Genomic DNA, 3063 nt, shown 5'->3' with positions numbered 1-3063 from the left:
GCCCCGCCGTCGTCCCGGCTGCGGGCGGGCCGTGGTCGCTGTCGCCGACGACGGGGACGGCGTGCCGGAGGCGGACCGGGAGCGGGTCTTCGAGCGGTTCGTCCGGCTCGACGCCGCCCGCAGCCGGGACGACGGCGGGGCGGGCCTCGGCCTGGCCATCGCCCGCGACGTGGCGGAACGCCACGGCGGCACCCTCACGGTCCGTGGGACGCCGGAAGGCGGAGCCCTTTTCGAGCTCCGCCTTCCGGCGGTCTAGCCGCTTCGGTCGTCCGGCCGTCCGCTCTGGTCCGGCCGGCCGCTTCGGTCCAGCCGCCTACGGGCGTCCCCGCTGCTCGCGGAGGTGGTCCGCGATGGGGGTCAGGGCCTTGTCGAGTTCCGCGAGGGCCTCGGTGGAGAGAAGGTCGATGAAGTGCCGTCGTACCGACGACACATGATGGGGCGCGACCTTGCGCATCGTCTCCATGCCGTGCTCGGTGAGGACCGCGTACAGACCGCGGCGGTCGGACTCGCAGTTCTCACGGCGCACCAGGTCGGCGTTCTCCATGCGGGTGATCTGGTGCGAGAGCCGGCTCTTCGACTGGAGGGTGGCGGACGCGAGGTCGCTCATCCGCATCCGGACGCCCTCCGACTCGGAGAGGTTCACCAGGATTTCGTAGTCGTTCATGGTCAGCCCGAACGGCTGAAGATCCTTTTCAAGCTGGTACGTCAACAGCCTGTTGACCTCCAGGTGGGTGCGCCAGGCGCACTGCTCCGCTTCGGTCAGCCAGCGCGTGGCCGTTTCGGTCTCCATAAGTGAAGTCTACCTAAAATGTTGAAAGGCGAACTACTGAGGGTGGTGTGACAGTGCGCACGCGTTCGATGTCACTCTCAGCAGACTACCGCTCACAGCCCGAAGCGACGCTGGAGGTCCCCCAGCTGTCCGGGAAGACGCGGTGCGCCGCCTTGCCCTCCGGCCCCGCCCGGCCCACCTCCGCCGGGCACCCCCGGCTCGTGCGGAACCGCTCCCGTGGCCTGCTCCGCCATGAGCGTCTCGGTGGACTGGAGCAGCACCGTGCCGGCGCCCACGAACTCGAACTGATGCTCCTCCCCGGAAGCCCCGCCCAGGCCCGTCAGTGCACGTAGACCGCCCATCAAGCCCGTCATGTACCCGTGGTCGTAGTGATGGCACGGGGACGGGCAGTCGGCCCAGCCGACGAGCGCCTGCGGGTCCACCCGGATCGGGGGTTCCATGAACACCACCGGCCCGTTAGATGCGGCCACGAACTTTCCGGTTCCGATCAGCGTCAGAAAACCTGGAACGATCGACTGCTTCAGCGCGAGAGTTGGCTGAAAAGCGAGCAGATTGCCCGAGCGAATGGTCAGGTTGCCGTCTTCCAGGTCGTACGAGTTCACGTCGAAGGCCCGGTCGGCGAGCAGCATCTTGCCCGAGCCCTCCGCCACGACCCAGTCGCTCGCGTGCAGAGGTGAATGGAACGACGTGCGCACCAGGCGGTCCAGCCGGCCGTGCCCGATGCCGTTGAAGTCGATCGACCCGTAGTAGGCGATCATCTTCCCCTTCTGGAGGAACCACTGGCTCCCCTTCAGCTCCACGCAGAAGGTGTACGCGTTCACGTTGTCGTCGACCGGCAGGGTCGTCGGGTCGAGGACGGTGGGGCCGCCGGTGCCCGGGTAGGTGGTCACAGCTTCTCCTCCGACGCCTGGACGTACACCGTGCCGCTGCCGCTCAGCTCCAGCTGGAACGCCTCGCCGGAGCCGCGGCCCACCATGTCCCGCCAGCCCAGGGCGGTCGACAGCTTGTTGCGGACGTCGCCGTGGTGGGCGACGTAGGCCTGCGGGTCGACGTGGATCGGGCGCTGGGGGGTGATCGGGACCTCGAAGACGCCGCCGTGGGCCATCACGGCGACCGAGCCGTGGCCCTTCAGGGTCGTGGTGAACAGGCCCTGGCCGCTGACCTGGCCGCGGACCATGCCCATCACGCCGCCCTGCGAGCCCATGAACATGGTCCCCTGCTGGAGGGTGCCCTCGAAGGCGAGCAGCCGGTCGGCCTCGACGTAGAGCGTCTCGCCGGTGAGGTTGATGACCTGGACGTGGTGGCCGCCGTGCCCGAACAGGACGGTGCCGCTGCCCTCGACGGACATCAGGGGGGTGTCCTCGTTCGCCATGCGGCGGCCGATCATCGACATCACACCGCCCTGGCCACCCTGAATGTTCGGGGTGAAGGACACCTCGCCCCGGTAGGCGAGCATCGCGCCGCGCTGGCTGAACAGCCGCTGACCCGGCAGCACGGTCGCCTCGACGATCTTGGAGTTGATCTCGCGGAGGGCCATGTCAGACATCCCCCGCGATCGTGTTCCGCTCGCTGGGCTGGACGTACACCAGGCCGTCCCCCTCGAAGCGGATCTGGAAGGCCTCGCCGCCGCCTTCCCCCATCAGTGTGCGGAACGTCACACCGGACTGGAAGGACTGCCGTACGTTCCCCTGGTGGGCGACGTACGCCCCCGGGTCCACGGTCAGCGGGAACTGCGGGCTGACCCGGAGCACCACCGCGGGACCGTCCGAGGTGATCGCCGCCTGGCCGTGCCCCTCGATGGTCGTCGTGAAGAGCCCGTTGCCCTGCGAGGCGCCGCGCATGCCGGTGAAGGACGTCCCCGTCCGCAGCCCGGAGTCCGCCGCGAGCAGGTTGCTCGACTCCACGTACAGCGTGTCCCCCTGGAGGTTCACGAGGTTGATCTCGGAGGCGCGGTCCGCGAACCAGCAGGTGCCCTGCCCCCTCACCTCCATCACGGTCATCTGCTCGCCGGTGAGCCGCCGGGTCACCATGCCCCGCAGTCCCTCACCGCCGCCGCTCATCTTCTTGAAGGCCATCTGCCCGTCGTACGCGACCATCGAGCCGTTCTTCGCCTTCACGGCGTCCCCGGTCATGTCGACGGCGAGCACCTTGCTGCCTTGGAGTCGAAACATCGCCACGCTGTGAAGGTAGCGTTCGGGGCGCCGTGCCGACAGGGCCCTCGGGTGGAGATCGTCCCTGAATGGTCCCCTAGGTGTCGCGGGTCGCGCCCACCC

5 protein-coding genes are annotated in these 3063 nt (G+C 68.8%); 1 reads left to right on the top strand and 4 read right to left on the bottom strand.

Features of this window, described 5'->3' with window-relative positions:
• Nucleotides 1-256, top strand: a 256-nt coding sequence (locus tag BZL64_RS32925) for an ATP-binding protein (RefSeq protein ID WP_086772772.1), incomplete at its 5' end; no start/stop codon positions are given.
• Nucleotides 257-313: 57 nt separating this feature from the next.
• On the opposite strand, the gene BZL64_RS32920 is transcribed toward BZL64_RS32925, so the two are convergent.
• The 4 genes from BZL64_RS32920 to BZL64_RS32905 form a co-directional block, all read right to left on the bottom strand.
• Nucleotides 314-790, bottom strand: coding sequence for a MarR family winged helix-turn-helix transcriptional regulator (locus tag BZL64_RS32920; protein ID WP_086772771.1), 477 nt, complete (start codon nucleotides 788-790; stop codon nucleotides 314-316).
• A 92-nt stretch (nucleotides 791-882) separates the two neighbouring features.
• Nucleotides 883-1680 carry an AIM24 family protein gene (locus tag BZL64_RS32915; protein WP_086772770.1) on the bottom strand — a complete coding sequence of 266 codons (798 nt, stop codon included), beginning with the start codon at nucleotides 1678-1680 and terminating at the stop codon, nucleotides 883-885.
• Nucleotides 1677-2327, bottom strand: coding sequence for an AIM24 family protein (locus tag BZL64_RS32910; protein WP_086772769.1), 651 nt, complete (start codon nucleotides 2325-2327; stop codon nucleotides 1677-1679). Before BZL64_RS32910 ends, BZL64_RS32915 begins: the two co-directional genes overlap by 4 nt.
• 1 nt (nucleotide 2328) lies before the next feature.
• Entirely contained in the window at nucleotides 2329-2961 is a 633-nt protein-coding gene (locus BZL64_RS32905) for an AIM24 family protein (RefSeq protein WP_086772768.1), read from the bottom strand.
• Between the last annotated feature and the right edge of the window lie 102 nt (nucleotides 2962-3063).

Source organism: Streptomyces bobili, from assembly GCF_002154575.1.
Taxonomy (GTDB): Bacteria; Actinomycetota; Actinomycetes; order Streptomycetales; family Streptomycetaceae; genus Streptomyces; species Streptomyces bobili.
The sequence above is the reverse complement of the archived record's forward strand: the minus strand, read 5'-3'. Positions and strand labels throughout refer to the sequence as shown.

What these genes read in the sequence shown, in the direction of transcription:
- BZL64_RS32920 (WP_086772771.1), bottom strand. Translation starts at nt 790, where the DNA reads ATGGAGACCGAAACGGCCACGCGCTGGCTGACCGAAGCGGAGCAGTGC.
- BZL64_RS32910 (WP_086772769.1), bottom strand. Translation starts at nt 2,327, where the DNA reads ATGGCCCTCCGCGAGATCAACTCCAAGATCGTCGAGGCGACCGTGCTG.
- BZL64_RS32905 (WP_086772768.1), bottom strand. Translation starts at nt 2,961, where the DNA reads ATGTTTCGACTCCAAGGCAGCAAGGTGCTCGCCGTCGACATGACCGGG.